This window comes from Pseudomonas sp. Y24-6, assembly GCF_020295325.1.
In the GTDB taxonomy this organism is placed as follows: Bacteria; Pseudomonadota; Gammaproteobacteria; order Pseudomonadales; family Pseudomonadaceae; genus Aquipseudomonas; species Aquipseudomonas gregormendelii.
This window is the reverse complement of record NZ_JACBXG010000011.1, coordinates 240,847-262,990: the sequence shown is the minus strand read 5'-3', so window position 1 is coordinate 262,990 and position 22,144 is coordinate 240,847. Positions and strand designations below refer to the sequence as shown.

Sequence of the window (22,144 nt, the reverse complement as noted above, 5' to 3'; positions counted from 1 at the left end):
GAAAAACTTAACGTCGTGTCCGGGATTAGTTGACCACTACAGGTGCACTCTTGCCACTGGTTTTGAACATCTGAATCCCTATCCAAAGTAGATAGGCTGCTCCTGCATATTTGACGATATCAAAAGTCCAAGGTAGCACCTTAAACATTGTTGCCAATCCCATAGCGGTCAGAGCCACATGGCAGGCACGCGCCAACGCGAGCCCGAGCGCAGTCGCCAGCGCTGCGGTTCTACCTTGTTTCGCACCCGTTTGAAGTAGCAGGATCATGTCCGGACCGGGCATTAGAAAAATCATCGCGAGCGCGAGGAGGTACAGCGCTTTGTCTTCCATATTCGTGTGGCTCGGTAGGAGATGAGGGAGACAATTTTAGAGGGAAGGGGTAGGGCAGGTGGTTGCGTATTGAACTCCCAAATCTACGTTTTTTGGCAGAATCTGCGCTTTGATAATTAGAACAGGTGCCTGTATGCCAACTGATCGTTTTCCGCAAATCAGGTTTGGGCGGCTGGGCTCTTGCCAGGCTTATGCCAGGAAGGGACCGCCAGGGCGTGCCGCTACTTCCCTTTATCAGTTTCCATGGCGCTGAAGTGATCACTCAGCGTGCCTTGGAAATGTTCAATCAGGAAGTTTACGAAGACGCGTGTTTTAGCTGGCAGTTCTTTTCTGGCCGAGTAGTAGACGGAGATTGAGCCCAGATCGACATACCATTGCGGTAATAGCCGAATCAGCTCACCCCGCTGTAACCAGGGCCATGCTCGCTCCAGTGGCACCAATGCCACGCCCAGCCCCATCAGGGCGCACATGCACAAGGCTTGCGGATCATTCATGATGGCTGTTGGTTTCAGGCTCAGATCAAAGGTTTCGTCAGCCGAACTGCGCAACGTCCAGGTGCGTAATCGGTTAGTGTCGGTCGATCGCACGACAATGCCATCCTGGCCCTGCAAGTCCGCTGGCACAACGGGCAATGGCTTGCCTTGGAGCCACTCCGGAGCCGCTACAGCGACGAGGTGTAGCTTGGCCAGCTCGCGTGCCACGACGCCCGGGCTTAATTCCAGGCCGCCGCCAATCGCAACGTCAAAACCTTCACCTATCAAATCAACGCGTCGGATTTCGAGGTGCCAATCGGGCACAACGCAGGGATATCGTTGCTTGAACGTTTTCAGCAGAGGGAGCACATAGTCGTAGGCGAAGGACGGAGACATGTTGACCCGCAGCCGACCGGCGGGCACATCGCGTGAGTCGCCGAGTTGAGCCATTGCGCCTTGAATCGTTTCGACACTACCCGCCACCTGTTCATATAGCGCCTCACCGGCTTCGGTAAGGGACAGACTTCGCGTGCTGCGTTGAAACAGTCGGGTGCCTAATTTTGTTTCCAGGCGGGCAATGTTTTTGCTCACTGCCGCGGCGGAAATGCCCATCCGCCGAGCCGCTTCGGAAAAACTGCGAGCTTCGGCGGCTCTTACAAATGATTCCAGGTTGCCCAAACTGTCCACGCTTATCTCCAACTTTTGGTTGAAGCTGATTCTACTGATTGATGACTAATTTGGTGGTGAATATGAGCCCATAGTGGTGGCCGACTGAATTTCACACTCAAAACAGGTGGAGCGTAATGGGCAAAATGTTAATCACCGGCGCGACCGGTAAGCTGGGTAGCGCAGTAGTGCGCTCACTGGTCCGGAAGGTGCCTGCGTCGGATGTCGTCGCCTTGGTTCGAGAGGGGAGCAAAGCGCAGTGGTTGTCGGACCTGGGCGTCGAAGTGCGGCTGGGCGATTACACTGACGTCGAATCCCTGGTCAATGCCTTCGCCGGGGTGGAAAAAATCTACCTGGTGTCAGCCGTTGCTTTCAGCGATCGGGTGGGGCAACACAGGAACGTCATTCATGCGGCACGTATGGCGGGTGTTCGACATGTGTTCTACACCAGCATTCAGCGCGTTAGCGATGACTATTGTCCTATTGAGGGTGTCACTGCCAGCGACCTCGAAACAGAGGCGATGCTTAAATCATCCGGGCTGGATTACACCATCGTCCGGCATCCGCTGTATGCCGACGTGCTTGCGATGTACATCGGCAAAGATGCTCCGCAGAAGGGCTTCAGCGCACCCGCCGGTCAGGGGCGGGTGGCCCTGACGAACATTGATGAACTAGCTGAAGGCGGGGCAACCCTGCTCAGTCAGCCGGGTCACGAGCATCGAGCTTATCTGCTCAATAGCGGACAAACCTGGTCGTTCGCAGACATCGCCGCCGCGCTCTCGCGCATAACCGGTAAAGCCGTCCATTATCAGCCAATCTCGACCGGAACCTTCATCGCCGCCCGCGAAGCCGAAGGTTGGCCACCTCATGTCGCGACCTTCATTGGCGATTGGTATCGCGCTATCGAGAAAGGCGCATTTGATCAAACCAGTCGTACCCTTGAAGAACTGCTAGGTCGAAAGCCCAAAGATCTTGAGGACATCGTTAGAGATGCCTTCAAGTTCTGACGGTTCAGTTGGCTATCCTGCAGCGCGAACAAGTCGAGCATTGCGCTTGCATGAAAGAAGTATTACGTCATGCCAAGAGAGGCAGATGCAGAAGCGCTCCCGGTCTGAGCGTAAAAGCTCAGACTTTCTTTTTAGCGATCGAATCCGCCGACACAAGCTCACGGACGACGTTGACGAAAGCCCGCAGTCCCGCCGGCATATGGCGATTCGCAGGATAGTAAAGGCGCAGTCCCGGGTACGAAGGTGTCCAGTCCTCCAGCACTCGAATGAGCTTTCCGGACGCAATATGAGCAGAAGCAGCGAAATCATTAGTCCAGGCTATGCCGGCGCCTTGCAAAGCAGCCTCTAGCATCAAGTGGTGGCTGTCGAGCGTCAACGACCCGCTGACATCTATTGATTGCTGTTCACCGCGCTTCTCGAATTCCCATTTGTAGATTGAACCACTGGGAAAGCGCACGCGTATGCAGTTGTGTGCGAGCAGGTCTATCGGAACCTTTGGTTTTTTGCATTTCGCGAAGTACTGGGGGGAAGCGACCACCGCGAAACGGAGCGGGGGAGTGATCGCAATGGCGATCATGTCCTGCGGAACGCTTTCCGCCAACCGTATGCCGGCGTCGAATCCACCAGCAACGATGTCAACCAGACTTCTATCGGTAACGATGTCTACCCGCATGTCGGGATAACGCCTTAGGTACTCCAATACCACTGGCGTCAGCACCATTTGCGCAGCACCTTCGGAGGTGTTCAGGCGTAGGGTTCCGGCCGGTGTATCGCGGAACTCGCTTACCGCCTCCATGGCCGCGGATATATCACGCAGAGCGGGCTGCACACGAACCAGAAATTGCTCCCCGGCTTCAGACAGAGAAACGCTTCGCGTGGTTCTGTGGAACAACCTCACGCCAAGGCGTTTCTCCAGTGCAGCGATCGCATGGCTGAGTGCTGATGGCGACATTCCCAATTCCACGGCCGCGCGACGAAAGCTGCGGTGAGTAGAAACGGCGACTACGGCGTTCAGTTCGAGAAGGCCGGATTTCTGCATTGTGCTAATTCCTGCATCAGTTCATCCGATATTAGCCTGATTGTTTGCGACAGTGCTGAGGCTTATCTTGGTCCACAACAACTTTACGCAGGTCGGGCTTCATAGCGTGGACTGTGGCATCCCGGTCATCCGGTGATCCGGCAAGTCAGTTCGACTCAGCGGTCATTAAACATGTGAGGAATAATTCATGACGCGTATCACGACACCGTTCGGGTTTCATTCAACCGCACAAGAGGTCATGGAAGGGGTTGACCTCGCTGGTAAACGTGCAATCGTAACGGGCGGGGCCTCCGGTATCGGTATCGAGACAGCGCGCGCATTGGTCAATGCCGGCGCAAACGTGACGCTTGCAGTACGGCGTCCGGAGGCGGCGGCATCGGTAGCCGCCGAACTGCGCTCTGGGGGCAGGGGTACCATTGATATCCGCTCAATCGATTCGGCAGATCTGTCCTCTGTGAAATCGTTTGCTGAGTCGTGGTCAGAGCCACTTGATATCCTGGTCAATAACGCAGGGATCATGGCCGTTCCCCAGCGGGAGCTGACATCGCAGGGTTGGGAGATGCAGTTTGCAACCAACTTTCTTGGCCATTTTGCGCTTGTGCTTGGGTTGCAGGACGCCCTGATCAAAGCCGAAGGCGCCCGAATTGTTTCGTTGAGCTCAAACGCTAATCTTCTAGGGCCAGTCGTTTTCGACGACATCAATTTTGACTTCCGCACATACGATGCGTACGCATCATATGCCCAGGCAAAGTCAGCATGCGCGCTCATCGCCGTAGAGATCACCCGTCGCTGGGCGAAGCTAGGCATTTTCGCTAACGCTTTGAACCCTGGGGCAATCGCGACCAACCTTCAGAAACATACCGGTGGGCTTAAGACCCCAATTGAACGTCAGAAGAACGTGCAACAAGGTGCTGCGACATCGGTACTGCTTGCGGCGTCTCCGTTGTTGGAAGGCATTGGTGGTCGTTATTTCGAGGACTGTAATGAGGCCCTGATAGTCACCAAACGGCCTGCCGATTACATGGGCGTTGCAGCTTATGCCGTTGACCCTGATAACGCGCAGCGGTTGTGGGAAGTTGCCACGCGGATGACCGTCGGATTGTTCTATAGGTGAGACGATCAATCGCATTGTTGCTGACTAATCGGCTATTGGTTTCACCTGTAGGATTTACTCCATCAGATCGCCGGCTGGCGATCCTCACCTTGGAGATCCCTTATGAAACTGTTGCATATCGATTCGAGCATTCTGGGTGACAACTCGGCCTCCCGTCAGCTGAGCAGCGAAGTGGTCAAGGCCTGGCAGGGCGCTGAAGCAGGCACCGTGGTGACCTACCGTGACCTGGCCGCCGATGCCATCAGCCATTTTTCCGCCACCACCCTCGTTGCGGCCGGCACCACCGCCGAGTTGCGCAATGCCGCGCAACAGCACGAGGCCGACCTGAGCGCCACTACCCTGGCTGAATTCCTCGCGGCCGATGCGGTGGCGATTGCCGCGCCGATGTACAACTTCACGATTCCAACCCAGCTCAAGGCCTGGATCGACCGCATCGCGGTAGCTGGCCAGACCTTCCGCTATACCGAAGCCGGCCCTGAAGGCCTGTGCGGCGGCAAGAAAGTGGTGATCGTGTCGACCTCCGGCGGCCTGCATGCCGGCCAGGCCAGCGGCGTAGCCCATGAAGAGTACTTGAAGCTGCTGCTGGGTTTCCTCGGTATCACCGACATCGAGTTCGTGCGTGCCGAAGGCCTGGCCTACGGTGACGAAGTGCGTACCAAAGCCATGAATGACGCACACGTGCGCATCAGTGAGCAGTTGTTCGCCGCTGCGTAAGGCTTGCGTAAAGAGCTCAAACAGCTCAGGCAATCGCTAAAAAACTCTGTATTCTGGAAGCGCAAGCGCCAGGTACGGAGTTTTTTGTTTCTGGCTGTGTCACAAGTTGGCCCAGCTCGTGCAGTCAAGGGTCATCGTCGCCGCAAGCCAACAGGTAGGGCGTTCCATGGTACGTCTTTGTGCAGCATTACTCTTGGTCCTGCTCGGCAGCCTTAATTGGGTGCAGGCAGCACCTGCACTGCACCCGCGCTGGAGCGTCGGCTACCACGAGATGAGTTTTCTCGACCCTCTGGACTTGCAGCCGATGCGTGCCATCGCGTTCTACCCCTCAAGCGACAAGGAGCATTCCAGCCGCCTGGAGGGTTATACGGTCGAAGCGGGTGAGGATACCCGGGTGGCCATCGGGCGTTACCCGATGCTGATGCTGTCCCATGGCAACACTGGCACGCCGATGGCCTTGCACGACCTGATGACTTCGCTGGCGCGCAAGGGCTTTGTGGTGGTGGCGGTTATCCATCCGGGTGACAACTCAACCGACCACAGTCGTCTGGGTACCCTGAGCAATCTGTACGGCCGGCCGCTGCAGATTTCCGAAGCCATTACCGCAACCTTGGGCGATCCGATGCTGGCGCCATTCGTGAATGCCGGGCAGGTCGGGGTGATCGGCTATTCGGCGGGCGGTGAAACGGCCTTGATACTCTCCGGTGCAACCCCTGATCTGGATCGCCTGCGCCGTTATTGCCAGGAGCGCCCGGATGATCGTGACGCCTGCAATACCCAGGGCGAGCTGATCGTCGATCGCGATGACCTGCAACCGGTGGCCGACCCAAGAGTACACGCCTTGCTCCTGATGGCGCCGTTGAGCCTCAAGTTCGGCCGGCACACCCTGGCTGACGTGCATGTGCCAGTGCTGCTCTACAGCGGTGACGGAGACAAGCTGGTGGCCTTTGACAAAAATGCCGCCGCCCTGGCACGCAAACTGCCAATCGCACCGGATTTCAAGTTGCTGGCTGGCGCCGGGCATTTCGTGTTCATGGCCCCGTGCAACGATGAGCAGATTGCCGCCATGCCAGCACTGTGCACTGATGCAGATGGCGTTAACCGCGAGGACATTCATCGCAACCTGATTGGCGAGGCTGGCCGGTTCTTTTCCCGCACGCTGTCCAAGCCGAATCGGGCGGGTATGCAAACCGCTGATCAATGATACCTGCGCGATATAAGGCTTAAGCCATTGCCCGACGTTTGAGCAGCAGAGTGAGTCCCAGTCCTGTCGCTGACAGCAGGGCTGCGCAGAAGAAGATCCACGAATACCCCAGGTTCAATGCGATGGCACCCATCAATGGCCCGGCTATCGCCAGAGCGAGGTCGAAGAACACCGCGTAGGCACTCAAGCCCGCGCCGCGACTGGAGTTTGGTACCTGCTTGATCGCCTCCACCCCCAGCGCCGGGTACACCAGGGACAGGCCGAACCCCGTCAGCCCTGCGCCGAGCAAGGCATAGCCAGTGGAGGGCGCGAACCAGAGCAATACCAGCCCCACAACCTCAATGCACATGCAGGCGATAGCTGAATTGAAGCCGCCAAAACGGCTGATGCTGGAAATGAACAGCACCCGGGCCAGGATGAAGCACACGCCGAACACCGTCAGGCAATACGCCGCACCTGTCCAGCCACGGTTCACGTAGTACAGGGTGATGAAGGTGGTCAGCGTGCCATAGCCGATCGACGCCAGGCTCAGGCTGGCCCCGAACGGTGCAATCCGCCCGAACACCGCCCAGAATGGCAGGCGCTCGCCGCGGATCACTGGTACTGAAGGTTTGTTGCGAATCAGCAACAGCGCGCCCCCCGCCAGCAATGACAGGGCGATTCCCAGGCTGGCGAAACCCAGCTGGCCGACCATCACCACGCCCAGGGGCGCACCGATGGCGATTGCGCCATAGGAAGCGATGCCGTTCCAGGAAATGGAGCGCGCAGTGTGTTCAGCGCCCACCTGGCCCATGCACCAGCTGATGGTGCCGACGCCGATCAGGCCCTGGGCGATCCCCAGCAATAAACGCCCGGCAATCAGGATTAGCAGGCTCAGCAGCGGCGTGCTTTGCAGGAGTGTCGACAGCCAGGTCAGCAGGCCACTCAGGACAATGCCCGACAACCCGTAGACGATCGCCCGCTTGGTACCGACAGTGTCCGACATGCGCCCGGCCATCGGCCGGCTGAGCAGGGTAGCCAGGTACTGGCAGCCAATGGTAAGGCCCGCGACTATGGCGCTGAACCCCAGCTGGTCATGGACGTAGCCCGGCAGCACGGCGATCGGCAGGCCGATGCACAGGAAAGCGACGAAGGTGTAAAAGACGATGGAGACGATCTGCAGGGTGATCGCCATGGAGCTTTGCGGTGGCAGTTGCTGCACAGACATGAGGGCTCGTTCGCGGGCGGCGGAGGGAGAGATGCATCATGGCGCGGGCGAGAAATAAAAGGAAGCAGGCTAACGATCAGGATCAAAAGATCGCAGCCTCCGGCAGCTCCTACAGAGGGCGCATTCCAAGGTAGGAGCTGCCGAAGGCTGCGATCTTTTGATCTTCAAACAATAAAAAGCCCCGTCACCAGGACAGGGCTTTTACTTGCAACTTGCAGCTTGAAACTAATAGCTGCTCTTAAAACACCACGCCCTGACTGCGCAGGTAATCGTCATAGGTGCCGCTGAAGTCGATCACGCCGCTCGGGCTCAGCTCGATGATGCGGGTTGCCAGGGACGATACGAACTCGCGGTCGTGGCTGACGAAAATCAGCGTGCCCGGGTAGTTCTCCAGCGCCAGGTTCAGCGCCTCGATGGATTCCATGTCCAAGTGGTTGGTGGGTTCGTCCATGATCAGCACGTTCGGCTTTTGCAGGATCAGCTTGCCGAACAGCATGCGACCTTGCTCACCACCTGAGATCACCTTGACCGACTTGAGGATCTCGTCGTTGGAGAACAGCATGCGGCCGAGGGTGCCGCGAACGATTTGCTCGCCGCCCTGGGTCCACTGGCCCATCCAGTCGAACAGGTTGCAGTCGTCCTCGAAGTCGTGTGCGTGGTCCTGGGCGTAGTAGCCCAGTTCCGCGGCGTCGGTCCACTTCACGGTACCGGCATCCGGCGTCAGCTCGTTGACCAGGGTGCGCAGCAGGGTGGTTTTGCCGATGCCGTTCGGGCCGATAATCGCTACGCGCTCGCCGGCTTCAACCTGGAAGCTGAAGTCCTTGAACAGCGGCTTGCCGTCGAAGCCTTTGGCCATGCGCTCGACAATGACGGCCTGACGGTGCAGCTTCTTGGTTTGTTCGAAACGGATGAACGGGCTCACGCGGCTCGATGGCTTGACCTCGGCCAGCTGGATCTTGTCGATCGCCTTGGCGCGGGAAGTGGCCTGCTTGGCTTTCGAGGCGTTGGCCGAGAAGCGGCTGACGAACGACTGCAGTTCCGAAATTTGCGCTTTCTTCTTGGCGTTGTCCGACAGCAGCTGCTCGCGGGACTGGGTCGCCACGGTCATGTACTCGTCGTAGTTGCCCGGGAACAGGCGCAGCTCGCCGTAATCCAGGTCAGCCATGTGAGTACACACGCTGTTCAGGAAGTGACGGTCGTGAGAGATGATGATCATCAGGCTGGAGCGCTGGGTCAGCACGTTTTCCAGCCAGCGGATGGTGTTGATATCCAGGTGGTTGGTCGGTTCGTCGAGCAGCAGCACTTCAGGATCGGAGAACAGCGCCTGGGCGAGCAACACCCGCAGTTTCCAGCCCGGGGACACTTCACTCATCGGGCCGAAGTGCTGCTCGATACCGATACCCAGGCCCAGCAGCAGTTCACCGGCACGGGATTCGGCGGTGTAGCCGTCCATTTCCGCGAATTCGGTTTCCAGCTCAGCCACGGCCATGCCGTCTTCTTCGGTCATTTCCGGCAGCGAGTAGATGCGGTCGCGCTCGGCCTTGACCTTCCACAGCTCTTCGTGACCCATGATCACGGTGTCGATCACGGTGAATTCTTCGTAGGCGAACTGGTCCTGGCGCAATTTACCCAGGCGCACGTTCGGTTCCAGCATGACCTGGCCACCGGACGGTTCGAGGTCGCCACCGAGGATTTTCATGAACGTCGACTTGCCGCAGCCGTTGGCGCCGATCAGGCCGTAGCGGTTGCCCGCGCCGAACTTGACCGAAACGTTTTCGAATAGCGGCTTGGCGCCGAACTGCATCGTGATGTTAGCTGTAGAGATCAAAGGTTTTTCCTGCGAAGCATTCAGAGTAGCTAGGGTTGCGGCAGTACCGATTCAGTACCCGTTTCCGGTATTCAAACCACGGAAATGCATCCCGGTCAGAAGCGGAAGGTCCATCTGGCAATAAGTGGACAGCAGCATATGGAGCGCTTGGCCCGAGTCGAAGTGCGCTGAAACGGGGGGTATTCCCGTCATCAACCAAGGGGGGCGCGTAATGTTTGGCGGCGATTGTACTGGTCTGGCACCTTAAACGATAGGGCATTAAGGCCGCGCGGGTGCTTTGGCGGCGTCAGCGGACGGTTTTTCGCATTTGCAGGTTCACCAAGGGGCAGCAACTGTGGCTAAAATGCCACCTACTTGATGCCGACAGGCATGGATGCAGTTTGTTCACTCCTGACATGTGACGATTTCCGTGAAACTCATCATTGCCGCCGTTTATATAGTCTCGATCGCTTACGTCCACCTGCGCGGCCGCGTGCGCCATAAACCAGGCCGGCAACTGAGCGACCACTCGACGTTCCTCGCGCCCCTGAACTGTCTGCTGTACCTGTTCTCGAAATTGCCCAACAAGCCTTACCTCGATCCGGCAGACTTTCCGGACCTGCGGCCACTGCAGGAACACTGGCAGGAGATTCGCGCAGAAGGACAGAACCTGATTCGCGCTGGTGAAATCAAGCGTTCCAGCCAGTTTGACGATGTCGGCTTCAACTCCTTCTTCAAGACTGGCTGGAAACGTTTCTACCTCAAGTGGTATGGCGACAGCCATCCCTCGGCCATGAAGTTGTGCCCCCGCACCACCGAACTGGTACAGGGCATCGGCTCGATCAAAGCGGCGATGTTCGCCGAGTTGCCGCCGGGGGCCAGACTGGTGCGCCATCGTGATCCCTATGCCGGGTCCTACCGTTACCACCTTGGCCTGGAAACGCCCAATGATGCGGGCTGCTATATCAACGTCGACGGCGAGAATTACCACTGGCGCGACGGTGAAGCCGTAATGTTCGATGAGACCTTCATCCATTACGCGGAAAACACCACGAGTCACAATCGCATCATTCTGTTTTGCGATATCGAGCGGCCCATGAAGTATCGCTGGGCGGCAGCATTCAACGGCTGGTTCAGCCGCCATGTGATGTCCGCTGCCGGCGCACCGAACGATGCGGGCGACAAGACGGGCGGGATCAACCGGCTGTTTGGCAAGATCTACAAGATCCGCTTGCGCGGCAAGGCGCTGAAGAAGCGCAATCGCAAGCTTTATTACCTGGAAAAGTGGGCAATATTGGGCGGGTTGCTGACGGTTTTTGTGCTGATCTGATCAATGCCATCGTGAGCAGGCTCGCCCCCACGCGGGCATTGTGAACAACACAAAACCGCTGTGGGAGCGAGCCTGCTCGCGATCAGGACTGCACCTTAACAATCAATCATCCCGCCGAGCGCTTGGTCGCCTTTTTCGCCGGTGCAGCCTTCGCCGCCGACTTGGTTTTCGCCGCCGGCTTGGTAGCAGCTTTCCCTCCCAGGCTGCGCTTGAGCAACTCGGTCAAGTCAATGACATCCGCGGTCTTGCGCTCTTCCTCGCCGGTCGCCGTTTCCACATCTTCGATCTTGCCTTCATGGGCTTTCTTCTCGACCAGCGCCATGATCTTGTCCTCGAAACTGTCGCGATAGTCTTCAGGCGACCAGTCGCCGCTCATGTCCTGCACCAGGCGCTTGGCCATATCCAGCTCGCCCTTGGCCAATTTGGGCTCGGTCACTTCGCTGCCCAGTTCCAGGGTGTCGAGACTGCGAACCTCTTCCGGCCAGCGCAGCATCACCAGGACCATCGCCGACTCCAACGGCATCAGCGCTGCCAGGTGCTGGCGGGTATGCAGCACCACGTGGCACAGGGCGACTTTGTTGGTTTTGCTCAGGGTTTCACGCAGCAGCGCATAGACTTTGCCGCCGCGTTTATCCGGGGCCAGGTAATAAGGCGTATCGATGTTCTGCAGCGGAATCTGCTCGCTGTCGACAAAGGAAAAGATGTCGATTGTCTGGGTGGAGAGCGGGTGGGCTGATTTGATTTCCTCTTCACTGAGCACCACGTAGCGACCCTTTTCGTACTGCACACCCTTGACGATGTGTTCCTTGGTCACCTCCTTGCCGGTTACCTTGTTCACCCGTTTATACCCGACCGGATCCATGCTGCGACTGTCCAGCCAGTCAAAGTCCACGCCTTGGGAAGACGTCGCCGAAACCAGCGCTACAGGGATATGCACCAGCCCGAAACTGATTGCGCCTTTCCAGATTGCCCGTGCCATGGTCGACTACTCGCGAGTGATGATCAGGTGACCCGCATCCCCTGGCAAAAGTTTCAGCCGATTATGCCCCGGCCCGCCGGGGCGCGGGGCAGCCCTGGTCAACTGGTGTTACATCTTCGGCGCGAGGTTTTGATTAACAAAACAGAACCCCCGGCGTAGCGTGGTATCGAAGGCCCTATCCACGCCCACGTCGAGAGGTTCACCGATGAACAGGTTCGTGCTGGTCTGCACCGCACTGGCATGGGGTGCCGTGCTGAGCCATCAGGCCCACGCGGCAGCGGCCCCTGAGTCGATGCTGTTGGCGCAAAGCCCTACGGGTAGTACCAGCAATCCCTACAACAGCCCCATTCGCCGGGCCAACCCCAATAGCATGCAAGGCACACAACCCAGTGCGCCGGCCATACGCGGGCCCAATACCGTACCAGTGCCCCGGCCACCCACCCTGGACAACGGCGGCATTGGCAATCGTGCACCGCAGACTCGCCCTGTGCCCGACAGCCCACCCAGGTTCATCCCCAACCCACCCCCTAGAGACGGCGATAGCAACAATCGCTGACAGCCTGGCTGACTATTTTGACGACATAAGGAACTGTGCATGTTGAGAAAATCCCTCCTGGCCACCTTCTGCGCCAGTGTCATGTTCACCACTGCACCCGCCGCCGTTGCGGCATCTGTCCAGGAATTGAAGAGCGAGCAGGGCACGCTTGAAGTCACCACCCTCACTCAAGGTCTGGAGCATCCCTGGGCCCTGGCATTTCTGCCCGACCGCCAGGGCATGCTGGTAACCGAGCGCCCGGGCAACCTGCGGCTGGTCTCCCTCGACGGCAAGCTTTCGGCCCCTATCAGCGGCGTGCCAGACGTGTGGGCCAAAGGCCAGGGTGGCTTGCTGGATGTTGTGCTGTCCCCTGACTTCAAGCAGGACCGCACGGTGTACCTGTCGTACGCCGAGGGTGGCGGCAAGGGGGACAAGGCCGGTACCGCCGTAGGTCGCGGGCAACTGTCGGCAGATTTGAAGACTCTGGAGAACTTCAAGGTGATCTTCCGGCAGGAGCCCAAGCTTTCGGTCAGCAATCACTTCGGCTCGCGGCTGGTGTTCGACCGCGACGGCTATCTGTTCATCACCCTGGGTGAAAACAACGACCGGCCAACGGCCCAGGACCTCGACAAGTTGCAGGGCAAGGTGGTCAGGATCTATCCCGATGGCCGGGTACCGGATGACAACCCCTTTGTCGGGCAGAACGGTGTGCGCCCGGAAATCTGGTCTTACGGTCAGCGTAACCCCCAAGGCGCGGCGCTCAACCCCTGGACGGGCGTCCTCTGGGAAACCGAGCATGGCCCCCGCGGTGGCGATGAACTGAATGTGATCGAGCGCGGCAAGAACTACGGTTGGCCGCTGGCTACCCATGGCATCAATTATTCAGGCCAGTCCATTCCCGAAGCCACCGGCAAGACCGCCGAGGGCACGGTAGGGCCGCACCATGTCTGGGAGAAATCCCCGGGGCTGAGCGGTATGGCGTTCTACGATGCCGACCGGTTCAAGGTGTGGCAGCACAACGTGTTCATGGGGGCACTGGTCAGCCAGGAATTGATCCGCCTGCAGTTCAACGGGGACAAAGTGGTCCACGAGGAGCGCTTGATGGGCGAGCTCAACAAGCGCATTCGCGAGGTGCGGCAGGGGCCCGACGGTTATTTGTACGTGCTGACGGATGAGAGCGATGGAGTTTTGTACAAGGTTGGGTTGAAGTAACTGCATCCACCTTCCTTGGGTTGAGCGGCGAGTCTGCAGGGGTCGATTGTAATTGACCATTGACTTGCCATTAGCCGCCGGCTAGTTTCGACCCATGACTTCCAACGTATCGCGCTGCCAGCCAAGCATTATTACCGCCATTCCTTATTTGGCGGGTTAGCTCACGACTGCAGCACCCAACCCGCCCTCGAGGCGGGTTTTTACTTTCTGTCTCCTGGGTTAAAGCCGCTGAGGGACCGGCGTAGAAGCTGTTCGAAGGTCGCGATCTTGTCGCTATTGCAGAGCAAAAGATCGCAGCCTTCGGCAGCTCCTGCGTGGGTAATAAAGGAGACCGAGATGACCTACACCGCCAACCAGCAAGCCCTGCTTGCCCAATACGTAAAGAAAATACTCGCGGCGCCGGTTTACGAACTGGCCGTACGTACGCCATTGCAACCTGCACCCGCGTTGTCGGAAGCCCTGGGTAACCAGATCCTGCTGAAACGCGAGGACCTGCAGCCGACGTTTTCCTTCAAGATCCGCGGTGCTTATAACAAGCTGGTGCAACTGAGTGATGAGCAAAAAGCACGCGGAGTGATCACCGCGTCGGCCGGCAACCACGCACAAGGTGTGGCGTTGGCAGCGCGGGAACTGGGAATTGCTGCGACCATCGTCATGCCCGCCACGACGCCGGAACTGAAGGTGCTGGGGGTGCGAAGCCGTGGCGCCGAGGCCGTGCTGCACGGTGAAAGCTTTCCGTTTGCCCTGGCATACGCCCTGGACCTGGCCGCGCGCACAGGCCGTACCTTTGTTTCGCCATTCGACGACCCGGAGGTGATCGCGGGGCAGGGCACTGTCGCCATGGAGATCCTGCGTCAGCACCCCGCAGGCCTCGACGCGATCTTTGTGCCGGTGGGGGGGGGTGGACTGATCGCAGGCATCGCCGCATACGTCAAATACCTGCGACCGCAAGTGCGCATCATCGGTGTGGAGTCCGAACACTCAGCTTGCCTGGGCGCAGCGCTGCAAGCCGATGAGCGCGTGGTGCTGCCGTACGTCGGCACCTTTGCCGACGGCGTTGCGGTGGCGCAAATAGGCGCCTATGGGTTTGAAGTATGTCGATTCTGCGTGGACGAAATGCTGACCGTGAGCAATGACGAGTTGTGCGCCGCGATCAAGAATATCTACGACGATACCCGTTCGATCACCGAACCTTCCGGTGCACTGGCCGTGGCCGGTATCAAAAAGTATGTCGCCCGCACCCAAGCCCGTGGCCAGACCCTGGTGGCCATCGACTCGGGCGCCAACATCAACTTCGACAGCCTGCGCCACGTGGCTGAACGTGCCGCCTCATGCGCCGCGCCGGCCTGAGACTGGACACATTGCCGCATTCTTGCCGCCGTGTCCGGTTCGTGCAACCGGCCGGGGCAGGATTGCATTTTGCAGTGGCCCAGGCGCGGCTTCTTGCAGTTTGCATGATCACTTGCTCGCTCACCTTCGCTAACCTATTGATTTCCCGATGAGCTGCACAGCGAAATCAGAGGCATGATTTATGCTGTAGATGTCCTTAAGCTGACCGCGAATTTCTTGAGTCAGCGCCTGTTTATCGTTGGCAATCTGACAATAAGGAGAGGGTCGCCATGTTTCTTTCTGCCTTGGAACTTCGCAACATCATTGAAAGCAGTTTCCTGCCTAAACGCTGTTTATGTACGTTATCGCCTGACCTTTCCATGACCGTCAAAGTGTTTTCCGACGGCGTGACGGATCAGGTTGACCTGGTTAAATCCGGTATAGACGCCAGTCATCTTAACGGCAGGCGAGAGATCAACGAGCTCATTTCGGGGCTACGCTCCGATATCGATCTCCATGCACACAAGCAAACGCTGCACCCGGACCGCAAGGCGCTTTAAGATCTGACGATAACCGCCGGCGATCTGACTATTACTCAAGGGTCTGGCCTGACAACAGGCCAGACCCTTTGTCGTCAGTTCTGCAAGCTGCAAGCATCCGACAATTTGCGATAGCTGATTTGCGCAGGTTGCCCGGCGTTGTCGATGTATTTCATTTCAGCCGTCACCACTTTGCAGTCCATGGTCGAAGGCTCCGTCAGGGCCACCACCTTGGCGACGTGCAGGGGCATCCCGTAATGGTAGGGCACCGCTTGGCTGGTACCTGCGTCATTGGCATGGGCGATGCCGCCCCAGGAAATACTGGCAAGGGTGGTGGCGAGCAATATCGTTTGCATTTTCATGAGCGTACTCCAGCGCAGACAAAGGTCAGCTCGACCATCAGGATCGAGCGGTCCGCACTGGGCTGTCAGGCAAGCTGCAGGCGTGCGGTCCAGTCAATTATTGGACCGCACAGTTAAGCGATGGTTAACCTCGCCGTATGCCACCTGTCGGCTGGAGGCTGCTATTACAGGTTTATTGCAGCTGATGGCGATACGGCAAGTCCGGCCCGGTCCTGGTGCACGTCAGCGCCGCTGCGCTCACCGCAAACCTGAGCATTGCATCAGTCTGCTCGCGTTCTAATTGCTGCAAACCCTGCACCGAATCCAGTTGCCGCTCCGTCAGCCAGGCGATCAACGCCGCCTGGAAGGTATCGCCGGCCCCGACGGTGTCGGCAATCTCCACGGCGCAGGCCGGTACCGACCAGGCGCCGTGTCGACGACTGAACACCGTCGCACCTTCGCCACCGCGAGTCAGGAACACCAGCTGACAGCGATGCTCCAGCCAGCCCTCGATCACCCGCTGCGGGTCCTGTTCGGGATATAACAGGCTCAGGTCCTCGTCGCTGACCTTGATCAGGTCGGCATGCTCGACCAGCATCGCCACTCGCGAGCGCCACAATTCGATGTTCGGCTCTGGATTGAGCCGCACATTCGGATCCAGGCTGATCAAGCGCTTACCGCTTTCCCTGCGCACCAATGCCAGGAGGGTATCGGCAACCGGCTGTACCACCAGCGAGTAGGAACCGACATGCAGGCCGCGTATGTCGGCTGGCAGCAGCGGAAGATGGTCGAGGCGCAGCTGCCGGTCAGCGCAACCTTCGCCCCGAAAGCTGTAATGCGGCGAGCCATTGGCGCCCACGGCGACCATCGCCAGGGTAGTGGGCGCCGCGAATTCCACCACGAAGTCGGTAGCCACACCTTCGTCCTGCAACACCTGCTGCAAACGCTTGCCCAGGTAATCGCTGGACAGCCCGGCAAACAGCGCGGCCTTTACGCCCAGCCGGCGCAAACCCACGGCCACATTGAACGGCGAACCACCAGCAATGGCCTTGAAATTTACTTTGGACGCCAGGCCACTGACGTCTTCTTCACTGAAAAAATCGAACAGCGCTTCGCCACACACCAGATACATGATTATTCACTCTTCAAAGGGTTGCGACATGCTGTCGGTAACGTTTGTACAGCGGCTCATACGCGGCGACATTGGCGGCGACCGGCAGGGTTTCGCTGCTCGGGTCGAGTTGCACGCAGCGCTCGCACAAGACTTTGAGGCTGACGGCTGCTCCATCTGCCAGTGACACGCACCAGGCCGCCTGAATCGCCGCGCCCAGTGCTGCCGCCTCGCTCTGATGGGTGCAGATCACGGGGGTGTCCATGATGTCTGCCACCATCTGCCTCCACACCGGGCTTTTCGAGCCACCACCCGTCAGGCAGATGCGCAGGCTTTGTAAGCCATCGTGGCGCAGCAGGTCCAGTCCGAAGCGCAATCCGAACGTCGTGCCCTCGACCACTGCGCGGCAGACATTGGCTTGTGTCAGGTTGGTCAGGCTCAACCCCAGCAGGCTGCCTGTGGCATGGGGCAGGGCGGGCACCCGCTCGCCGTTGAAGAAAGGCAGCAGGCACACGCCTTCGGCCCCTATTGGTGCCTGCGCCACCCGTTGGTTGAAACACGAGACATCCAGTTCGAACAGTTCGCGTATTGCCGAGGTGGCGTTGGTCAGGTTCATGGTGCAGATCAGTGGCAACCAGCCACCGCTGGACGAACAGAAAGTGGCCACCGACCCATCGAAGCTGACCCGTGGCTGGTCGGCATAGGCATACACCGTTCCCGACGAGCCCAGGCTCATGGTGATGGCGCCGGGCTGAATGTTGCCAGTGCCAATCGCACCCATCATGTTGTCACCGCCGCCGCTGGCAACGCGTGCCTGCGGGTTGACCCCCAGGAGTGCCGCGATGTCCGGCCTGATGGTGCCGACTGGCTGGTCGGCGCCGACCAGTTCGGGCAGCGCCGCTTCCAGCCTCCCGGAGGGATCGACCTCGCGCAGCAACTGCGTATCCCACTGGCGCGTGCGAACATCGAAGTAACCCGTGCCGGAGGCATCGCCATATTCACTGCAGCAACGGCCTGTGAGCCAATAATTGAGGTAATCGTGGGGCAACAGGATATGGGCGATGCGGGCAAACACTTGCGGGTGATGTTCCCGAGTCCAGAGCAGTTTGGACAGGGTATAGCCTGGGGCGATTACCACGCCCAGTCGCTCCAGAGAACCCTTTTCCCCGCCCAGCAACGCCAGCAGGCGATCGTTCTGCGGGGTGGACTCGGTGTCGCACCATAACTTGGCCGGGCGCAGTACCTGACCCTGGTGGTCCAGCAGCACCAGGCCATGTTGCTGCCCGGAGACGGCGATACCCCGGATGCCCTGACCGTCGACATTAGCCGCCAGCAATGCGCGGCGTGTCGCCAGGGCAAATGCATCGAGCCACTGACGGGTGTCTTGCTCGCGTCGGCCGTTGGCCCCACTGATCAGGCTGTGCTCCGCGGCGCCCTGACCCAGCACCTGACCGCTGTGGGCGTCGAGGATCAGGGCCTTGGTGCCCTGGGTGCCACAGTCGATGCCCAGGTATAGCTGTTGATGTGCCATGGTTGATCCTTGGTGTTTCATCTGAACCTCGGTGAGGCTGATCGCGAGCAGGCTCGCTCCCACAGAGCTGAGGCTACGCCAGGACCCGCTCCAACGTGCGTGTCACCCCCACCTCGCGCAAGCTGTTGCAGCACCATTCGAACGCCGCGACAAACTCGGGCGACTGCGCGATGGCCGTACCGAAAATCTCCTCAACCCCCAGCAAGCGCTGAGTCACCAGCGCATCATCGGCCACCAATGCCTGGCAGAACATCGCCCGCGGATCTGGGATCGTGTAGGTATCGCCATTTTCGTCGACCCCTTTCAAGTAAAGGGCCCACGCCGCCACCACCAACGCGGCCCGCCGGGTGTCGCGGCCATCGGCAATGAGGCGGTTGATGGTCGGCACGGTGAATTTGGGAAACTTCGACGACCCGTCCGAACACACCCGCTCCAGTTGATCGGCTATCGCCTGATTGGAGAAGCGCGCCACCAGCGTGTCCTGGTAATCCGCCAGGTCGATGCCTGGTACGGGCGCCAGTTGCGGGGTGACGTCCAACTGCATGTAGGCGCGCATGTAACGCACGAACAACGGATCGTTCATCGTCTCGTGGACGTAGCGATAACCTTTGAGGAAGCCCAGATACGTCAACGCCAGGTGGCTGCCGTTGAGCAATTTGATCTTCATCTCTTCGTAGGGCGTCACGTCGTCGGTGAACTGCACGCCCACCTTTTCCCAGGCCGGGCGTCCGTTGACGAAATTGTCCTCCAGGACCCATTGCACAAACGGCTCGCAGACCACCGGCCAGGCATCGTCCACGCCATGCCGGTCGGCCAGTTGCAGGCGATGGGCGGTGCTGGTCATGGGCGTGATGCGGTCGACCATGGCGTTAGGGAAACTTACGTTGGCGGCGATCCACTCGCCCAGGTCAGCGTCGTGCAGGGCGGCAAAGGCCAGCAGGGCCTTGCGGGTGACGGCGCCGTTGTGGGGCAGGTTATCGCAGGACATCAAGGTGAACGCCGCAATACCCGCTGCGCGGCGGCGGGCCAGCGCTGCGCAGAGGAAACCGAACACGGTCTGCGGCGCCTGCGGGTGCGCCAGGTCGTGCTGGATCTGTGGCAACTGCGCCATGAACTCGCCGCTGCTGTCATCTATGCAGTAGCCGCCTTCGGTGATGGTCAGCGAGACGATGCGAATCTGCGGGTCCGCCAGCCGGTCGATCAAGGCTTGCGCACCGTCCTCGGCCAGCAGCATGTCGCGGATGGCACCGACAACCCGGATTTCGGTGTCGTCGGTATCGCCCAGTTCGTACAGGGTGAACAGGTAATCCTGGCCCTTGAGGTCATCCCGGGCGCGGCGGTCTTCGCCGCGCAGGCCGACGCCGCAAATGGCCCAGTCCAGGTCAATGCCCAGGTTCATCAGCGCATCGGTGTAATACGCCTGGTGCGCCCGGTGGAAACCGCCGACGCCAATGTGCGCGATACCCTGGCGGGTGTCGCTTAAGGTGTAGGCCGGCAGGCGCACTTCGGCAGCAAGGTGAGGCAAATTCTGTTTGTTGAGTTTCATCACTGGCTCTCGCAAATCAGGCGGCGGCGGCGCGCAGCGGGCGGGTCAGCGCCACGCCGTCGGCATCGAATAAATGGCAGTGCTCGGCATCCAGGTGCAGGCTCAGGGCCTCACCGTAACGGCTGGCCAGATCGCCGCGAACCCGCATGGTCAGTGCCTCACCGGATGTGGTCAGCACGTGGCAGAACGTATCGCTGCCAAGGCGCTCGCTGACATCGGCAGTGACCTGCAAGGTGCAATCGCCGGTGCGCGCCAGGTTCAGGTGCTCGGGGCGGATGCCCAATGTCACCGCGCCGCCGACGCTCAGGCTGGCGCCGCTCAGCGGCAGGCTGATGCGAGTGCCGGCTTCCAGCAGCACTTCGCAGCTTTGGCTGTCGACCCGGGTGACCTTGCCCTTGAGGAAGCCCATTTTGGGCGTGCCGAGAAAACCGGCGACAAACAGATTGGCCGGCTGGTGATACAGGTCCAGAGGCGAGCCGACCTGTTCGATCTTGCCGCCATTGAGCACCACGACCTTATCGGCCATGGTCATGGCTTCGACCTGGTCGTGGGTCACATAGATCATCGTGGCTTGCAGATCCTTGTGCAGGCGCAACAGCTCCAGGCGCATTTGCACCCGCAGCGCGGCGTCGAGGTTGGACAAGGGTTCGTCGAACAGGAAGATCTTCGGGTTGCGCACGATCGCCCGGCCGATAGCCACCCTTTGACGCTGGCCGCCGGACAGTTGCTTGGGCTTGCGCTCCAGCATCGGTCCGAGCTCGAGAATGCGCGCCGCTTCGCCGACTTTTTTCTCGACCTCGGCTTTGGGAACGCCGGCCAGGTCGAGGGCGAAGGACATGTTCTTGCGCACGCTCATGTGCGGGTACAGGGCGTAGGTCTGGAACACCATGGCCAGGTCACGCTTGGCCGGGCTGACTTCGGTAATGTCGCGGCCATCGAGCTCGATGGTGCCGCCGCTGACTTCTTCCAGCCCGGCAATCAGGCGCAGCAGGGTGGATTTGCCACAGCCCGAGGGGCCGACGAAGACCACGAATTCCTTGTCGTTCACTTCCAGGTCGATGCCCTTGATGATGGAGAAGCCTTCGAAACCCTTTTGCAGATTCTTGATTCTAAGGTTGGCCATGATGATGGGCCTCCACGTGTTTTATGCGTTAACCCGGACTGTTCCGCAGGAGCGAGCTTGCGCGCGAAAAACGTCCGGACAATGAGTGCTTTGAGGCAGCGCGCGTTATCGTTCACGTCCATCGCGAGCAAGCTCGCTCCTACAGGGGAACGCGTGGTGGGCGATCGTCATTTCACCGCACCAAATGACAGGCCGCGCACCAGCTGTTTCTGGCTGATCCAGCCAAAAATCAGGATCGGCGCGCAGGCCAGGGTCGAGACTGCCGACAACTTGGCCCAAAACAGTCCCTCGGGGCTGGAGTACGAAGCGATCAAGGCGGTCAGCGGCGCGGCTTTCGACGAGGTCAGGTTCAGCGACCAGAACGCTTCGTTCCAGCACAGGATCAGCGACAGCAGCACGGTAGAAGCCAGGCCACCCTTGGCGATAGGCAGCAGCACGCGCACCATCTCCTGCCACAGCGTTGCGCCGTCCAGGCGCGCCGCTTCGAGGATGTCCTTGGGAATGTCCTTGAAGTAGGTGTAAATCATCCAGACCACGATCGGCAGGTTGATCAGCGTGTAGATCACAATCAGAGCGATGCGCGTATCGAGCAGGCCGAAGCTCTTGGCCAGCAGGTAGATCGGCATCAGTACGCCCACCGGTGGCAGCATCTTGGTCGACAGCATCCACAGCAGCGTGCCTTTGGTGCGCGGGGTTTCATAGAACGCCATCGAGTAGGCCGCCGGTACCGCGATCAGCAGGCTCAAGGCGGTGGCGCTGAAGGAAATCACCACCGAATTCCAGGCGAAGCTGAAGTAATCGCTGCGCTCATTGATGTGCAGGTAATTCTCCAGGGTGGGGCTGAAAATGAACTGCGGCGGCGTGGCGAACGCATCGATCTCAGTCTTGAAGCTGGTCAGCACCATCCAGAAAATCGGAAAGAAGATCAGGATCGCGATAGCCCAGGCCAGGGTGCCAAGCAGCAGGCTTTGCAGGCGACGGGATTGTTGAAGGGTCATGGCGCAGG

19 protein-coding genes and 2 pseudogenes are annotated in these 22,144 nt (G+C 59.4%); 9 read left to right on the top strand and 12 right to left on the bottom strand.

The features are described 5' to 3' along the window. Window positions 1–55: 55 nt before the first annotated feature. Window positions 56–331 (bottom strand): annotated as a pseudogene (locus tag HYI44_RS21440) (LysE family translocator); the annotation flags it as partial. Window positions 332–552: 221 nt separating this feature from the next. Beyond that, the gene (locus HYI44_RS21435; protein ID WP_122840517.1) at window positions 553–1,491 is read right to left on the bottom strand and encodes a LysR family transcriptional regulator; all 939 of its coding nucleotides are present in this window, start codon (window positions 1,489–1,491) and stop codon (window positions 553–555) included. Between the two features lie 116 nt (window positions 1,492–1,607). Between HYI44_RS21435 and HYI44_RS21430 the strand changes: the two genes are divergently transcribed. After that, window positions 1,608–2,477 carry an SDR family oxidoreductase gene (locus tag HYI44_RS21430; protein WP_225570456.1) on the top strand — a complete coding sequence of 290 codons (870 nt, stop codon included), beginning with the start codon at window positions 1,608–1,610 and terminating at the stop codon, window positions 2,475–2,477. A gap of 118 nt (window positions 2,478–2,595) precedes the next feature. Here HYI44_RS21430 and HYI44_RS21425 read toward each other — a convergent pair whose 3' ends face one another. Next, entirely contained in the window at window positions 2,596–3,516 is a 921-nt protein-coding gene (locus HYI44_RS21425; protein ID WP_225570455.1) for a LysR family transcriptional regulator, read from the bottom strand. Between the two features lie 187 nt (window positions 3,517–3,703). Between HYI44_RS21425 and HYI44_RS21420 the strand changes: the two genes are divergently transcribed. The 3 genes from HYI44_RS21420 (at window position 3,704) to HYI44_RS21410 (ending at window position 6,548) form a co-directional block, all read left to right on the top strand. After that, window positions 3,704–4,630 carry an SDR family NAD(P)-dependent oxidoreductase gene (locus HYI44_RS21420; RefSeq protein WP_225570454.1) on the top strand — a complete coding sequence of 309 codons (927 nt, stop codon included), beginning with the start codon at window positions 3,704–3,706 and terminating at the stop codon, window positions 4,628–4,630. Window positions 4,631–4,732: 102 nt separating this feature from the next. Next, entirely contained in the window at window positions 4,733–5,344 is a 612-nt protein-coding gene (locus HYI44_RS21415) for an FMN-dependent NADH-azoreductase (RefSeq protein ID WP_225570453.1), read from the top strand. A gap of 166 nt (window positions 5,345–5,510) precedes the next feature. Continuing rightward, window positions 5,511–6,548 (top strand): alpha/beta hydrolase family protein, encoded by a 1,038-nt coding sequence (locus HYI44_RS21410; RefSeq protein WP_122840512.1) that lies wholly within the window; start codon window positions 5,511–5,513, stop codon window positions 6,546–6,548. Between the two features lie 19 nt (window positions 6,549–6,567). Here the strand turns inward: HYI44_RS21410 and HYI44_RS21405 are convergent, their stop codons facing one another. Then, the gene (locus HYI44_RS21405; RefSeq protein ID WP_225570452.1) at window positions 6,568–7,755 is read right to left on the bottom strand and encodes an MFS transporter; all 1,188 of its coding nucleotides are present in this window, start codon (window positions 7,753–7,755) and stop codon (window positions 6,568–6,570) included. Window positions 7,756–7,993: 238 nt separating this feature from the next. After that, window positions 7,994–9,583, bottom strand: coding sequence for an ABC-F family ATPase (locus tag HYI44_RS21400; RefSeq protein WP_122840511.1), 1,590 nt, complete (start codon window positions 9,581–9,583; stop codon window positions 7,994–7,996). Window positions 9,584–9,992: 409 nt separating this feature from the next. Here HYI44_RS21400 and lpxO point away from each other — a divergent pair, with 409 nt between their 5' ends. Then, complete coding sequence (lpxO, locus tag HYI44_RS21395; RefSeq protein WP_122840510.1) at window positions 9,993–10,892, top strand: lipid A hydroxylase LpxO; 900 nt, start codon at window positions 9,993–9,995, stop codon at window positions 10,890–10,892. Window positions 10,893–10,998: 106 nt separating this feature from the next. Here the strand turns inward: lpxO and HYI44_RS21390 are convergent, their stop codons facing one another. After that, window positions 10,999–11,871 carry a Ku protein gene (locus HYI44_RS21390; RefSeq protein WP_225570451.1) on the bottom strand — a complete coding sequence of 291 codons (873 nt, stop codon included), beginning with the start codon at window positions 11,869–11,871 and terminating at the stop codon, window positions 10,999–11,001. A gap of 205 nt (window positions 11,872–12,076) precedes the next feature. On the opposite strand from HYI44_RS21390, the gene HYI44_RS21385 reads away from it, so the two are divergent. The 4 genes and pseudogenes from HYI44_RS21385 to HYI44_RS21370 all read left to right on the top strand — a co-directional run bounded on the left by HYI44_RS21385 (window position 12,077) and on the right by HYI44_RS21370 (window position 15,507). Next, window positions 12,077–12,427 (top strand): hypothetical protein, encoded by a 351-nt coding sequence (locus tag HYI44_RS21385; RefSeq protein ID WP_122840508.1) that lies wholly within the window; start codon window positions 12,077–12,079, stop codon window positions 12,425–12,427. A 39-nt stretch (window positions 12,428–12,466) separates the two neighbouring features. Further along, the gene (locus HYI44_RS21380; RefSeq protein ID WP_225570450.1) at window positions 12,467–13,618 is read left to right on the top strand and encodes a PQQ-dependent sugar dehydrogenase; all 1,152 of its coding nucleotides are present in this window, start codon (window positions 12,467–12,469) and stop codon (window positions 13,616–13,618) included. A gap of 336 nt (window positions 13,619–13,954) precedes the next feature. Further along, window positions 13,955–14,944 (top strand): annotated as a pseudogene (gene ilvA, locus HYI44_RS21375) (threonine ammonia-lyase, biosynthetic); the annotation flags it as partial. Between the two features lie 293 nt (window positions 14,945–15,237). Next, window positions 15,238–15,507, top strand: coding sequence for a DUF1652 domain-containing protein (locus HYI44_RS21370; protein WP_225570449.1), 270 nt, complete (start codon window positions 15,238–15,240; stop codon window positions 15,505–15,507). 74 nt (window positions 15,508–15,581) lie between these two features. Here the strand turns inward: HYI44_RS21370 and HYI44_RS21365 are convergent, their stop codons facing one another. The 6 genes from HYI44_RS21365 to HYI44_RS21340 form a co-directional block, all read right to left on the bottom strand. Next, entirely contained in the window at window positions 15,582–15,848 is a 267-nt protein-coding gene (locus HYI44_RS21365; protein ID WP_122840504.1) for a DUF2790 domain-containing protein, read from the bottom strand. 172 nt (window positions 15,849–16,020) lie between these two features. Beyond that, entirely contained in the window at window positions 16,021–16,959 is a 939-nt protein-coding gene (locus tag HYI44_RS21360) for a carbohydrate kinase family protein (protein ID WP_225570448.1), read from the bottom strand. Window positions 16,960–16,972: 13 nt separating this feature from the next. Further along, entirely contained in the window at window positions 16,973–18,469 is a 1,497-nt protein-coding gene (gene xylB / locus HYI44_RS21355) for a xylulokinase (RefSeq protein ID WP_225570447.1), read from the bottom strand. 73 nt (window positions 18,470–18,542) lie between these two features. Further along, a complete protein-coding gene (locus tag HYI44_RS21350; RefSeq protein WP_225570446.1) occupies window positions 18,543–20,015 on the bottom strand; it encodes a mannitol dehydrogenase family protein in 1,473 nt (490 codons plus the stop codon). Between the two features lie 16 nt (window positions 20,016–20,031). Beyond that, window positions 20,032–21,138: an ABC transporter ATP-binding protein gene (locus HYI44_RS21345; protein WP_225570445.1), complete on the bottom strand. Its 1,107-nt coding sequence runs from the start codon at window positions 21,136–21,138 to the stop codon at window positions 20,032–20,034. Window positions 21,139–21,305: 167 nt separating this feature from the next. Continuing rightward, a complete protein-coding gene (locus tag HYI44_RS21340) occupies window positions 21,306–22,136 on the bottom strand; it encodes a carbohydrate ABC transporter permease (RefSeq protein WP_122840498.1) in 831 nt (276 codons plus the stop codon). Window positions 22,137–22,144 lie beyond the last annotated feature (8 nt).